Origin of the sequence: Embleya scabrispora DSM 41855 (genome assembly GCF_000372745.1) — a bacterium.
In the GTDB taxonomy this organism is placed as follows: Bacteria; Actinomycetota; Actinomycetes; order Streptomycetales; family Streptomycetaceae; genus Embleya; species Embleya scabrispora.
This window is the reverse complement of record NZ_KB889646.1, coordinates 1-1719: the sequence shown is the minus strand read 5'-3', so window position 1 is coordinate 1719 and position 1719 is coordinate 1. Positions and strand designations below refer to the sequence as shown.

Here is a 1719-nt window from a genome sequence, read left to right as displayed (position 1 = left end):
GGTGGTGGGCGGGGATGTGAGTGGCGTGGCGGTGTTGGTGGCGGTTGTCGCGGCGGCGGGGGGTGCCGGGGGTGCCGTGCGGGGGAGGGGGTGGCGGGGCCGGTGGGTGTCGGGCCCGGGGCGTGATCCGGTGTGGTGGCGGCGGGTGGCGGCGTTGCTGGGTGGGGTGGCCGTGTTCGTTCTGTTCGGCGGGTGGGTCGGGGGTGGCGCGGGGGTCGCGGTGGCGGTCGTCCTCGATCGGCGGCTGAGTCGGTTGGAATCGCGTTCCGGGCGGGTGCTTCGGGAGCGGCTGCGGGCCGACCTGCCGTCCGCCGCCGATCTGTTCGCGGCGTGTCTGGTGGCGGGCTGCGCGCCGGTGGAGGCCGCCGAGGCGGTCGCGCACGCGGTCGGGGGACCACTGGCGAGCCGGCTGCGGCCGATCGTGGCCTCGCTGCGGTTGGGCGGCGATCCGGGGCGGTGCTGGCTCGGGCTGACCGACGACCCGGTGCTCGCGCCACTGGGCCGCGCCTTGGCTCGGGCCGCGACCGGCGGTGTGCCGGCGGCGGCCGTGGTGGCCCGGATGGCCGACGAGCAACGCGCCGAGCATCGCCGGGCCGGGAGTGCGGCCGCACGCCGGGTGGGGGTGCGGGCGACGGTTCCGCTCGGGTTGTGCTTCCTGCCGGCCTTTTTGCTGATCGGGGTGGTCCCGATCGTGGTCGGGCTGACGACGACGCTGTTGCAGCCATTCTGATTCATCAAATTCATCCACATATATACAAAACGAGGGATATTTATGCGCATTCTTTTGCCGACTCTTGCTCCGGCCGTGCGTCGGGTGTGGCTGCGGCTGCGTGACGACACCGGGATGACCACGGCCGAGTACGCGGTGGGCACGGTCGCTGCGGTGGCGTTCGGGGCCGTGCTGTTCAAGATCGTGACCAGCCCGGGGGTCGCGGCGGCGCTCACCGGCGTGATTACCAAGGCGCTCGATGTCTCGTTCTGAGATTTGTTCCGATACGGCTCGCCGAGCGCGTGCGGCGAACGGCTTCGTGACCGCGGAGACGGCGGTCGTGCTGCCGGTGCTGATCCTGCTGACTGTCCTGTCGGTGTCCGGGATCGGTGCCGCCGCCGCGCAGATCCGCTGCGTGGATGCGGCGCAGGCGGGAGCGCGAGCACTGGCCCGGGGTGAGCCCTCGGCGGTCGCGCAGGAGCGGGCACGGGCCGCCGGGCCGGTCGGGGCGCGCACGGAGGTGTCCCGCGCGGACGGCCTGGTTCGCTTCCGGGTCGCGGGCGAGGTCGGCGTGCCGGGAGCGGCATGGGCCGGGGCGCGGTTCCACGTGGAACATGTGGCGGTGGCGGCCATGGAGGACGAGGCGCCGCCGTGAGCCCGCGCACCTCGGCCCACCAGGAGGGCTCGGCAACGCTGTGGGTGCTCGCGCTCGCGCTGGTGCCGATGTGCGTGGCGGCGTTCGTATTCGCCTTCGCCGCAGCGGTGGCGGCCCGACACCGCGCGGGCGCCGCAGCCGACCTGGCCGCGCTGGCGGCGGCGAGTCGGGCCGCCGCCGGCGCCGATGCCGAGGAGGCATGTGCACTGGCCCGCCGCGTGGCCCGGGCCCAGCACACCGAACTGACCCGCTGTCGACTGACCGACGGCCACGCCGACATCGAGGTGACGACCCCCACCCCCACAGGCACAGCCCACGCCACCGCCCACGCGGGCCCCACCAACCCAACAACCCC

Annotated in this window: 4 protein-coding genes; all 4 read left to right on the top strand. The window is 74.1% G+C overall.

Going from position 1 to position 1719, the window contains the following annotated elements; genetic code table 11:
- Positions 1 to 145: 145 nt before the first annotated feature.
- Positions 146 to 730 carry a type II secretion system F family protein gene (locus tag A3IC_RS0115435; protein ID WP_020550944.1) on the top strand — a complete coding sequence of 195 codons (585 nt, stop codon included), beginning with the start codon at positions 146 to 148 and terminating at the stop codon, positions 728 to 730.
- Between the two features lie 42 nt (positions 731 to 772).
- Entirely contained in the window at positions 773 to 982 is a 210-nt protein-coding gene (locus tag A3IC_RS54655) for a DUF4244 domain-containing protein (protein WP_040876683.1), read from the top strand.
- 46 nt (positions 983 to 1028) lie between these two features.
- Complete coding sequence (locus A3IC_RS0115425; RefSeq protein ID WP_020550942.1) at positions 1029 to 1364, top strand: TadE family type IV pilus minor pilin; 336 nt, start codon at positions 1029 to 1031, stop codon at positions 1362 to 1364.
- Positions 1361 to 1719: Rv3654c family TadE-like protein (locus tag A3IC_RS54650; protein WP_020550941.1), on the top strand; the 359-nt coding region annotated here is incomplete at its 3' end. The genes A3IC_RS0115425 and A3IC_RS54650, both read left to right, overlap by 4 nt.